This window comes from Flavobacterium sp. GW821-FHT12A05 (assembly GCF_058807735.1).
This window is the reverse complement of record NZ_JBXAQY010000007.1, coordinates 340,916-341,534: the sequence shown is the minus strand read 5'-3', so window position 1 is coordinate 341,534 and position 619 is coordinate 340,916. Positions and strand designations below refer to the sequence as shown.

Sequence of the window (619 nt, the reverse complement as noted above, 5' to 3'; positions counted from 1 at the left end):
TTTACAGCATCGGCAGGTACTGGGCCTTTTACTATTATCTACAAAGAAAACGGCGGAGCGAATCAAACAGCAACAAATGTTATCAGCGGAACTGCTTTTAATGCCGCAACTAATCCAGTTACGGCAACTACAGCTTACACTTTAGTTTCAGTTACTGATGCAAACTCTTGTATTCGAAGTACGGGATTTACATCAGGTTCAGCAACGATTACCGTTAATCCATTACCGCAAGGAAGCTTAACCGCCAACGGCCCGTTTTGTGCAACGGGTACTGGACAGTTAACTTTTACAGCATCGGCAGGTACTGGGCCTTTTACTATTATCTACAAAGAAAACGGCGGAGCGAATCAAACAGCAACAAACGTTGCCAGTGGAACTCCTTTCAATGCTGCAACTAATCCGGTTACAGCCACTACGGTTTACACTTTAGTTTCACTTACTGATGCAAACTCTTGTATTCGAAGTACGGGATTTACATCAGGTTCAGCAACAATAACCGTTAATCCATTACCACAAGGAAGTTTAAGCGCCAATGGGCCTTTTTGTGCAACAGGCACAGGGCAATTAACTTTTACAGCATCTGCAGGTACTGGACCTTTTACAGTTATTTATAAAGAAA

Annotated in this window: 1 protein-coding gene; it reads left to right on the top strand. The window is 42.6% G+C overall.

The features are described from left to right. A partial coding sequence (locus AC1RRQ_RS17960; protein ID WP_493024395.1) for a hypothetical protein occupies positions 1-619 on the top strand: 619 nt, incomplete at both ends.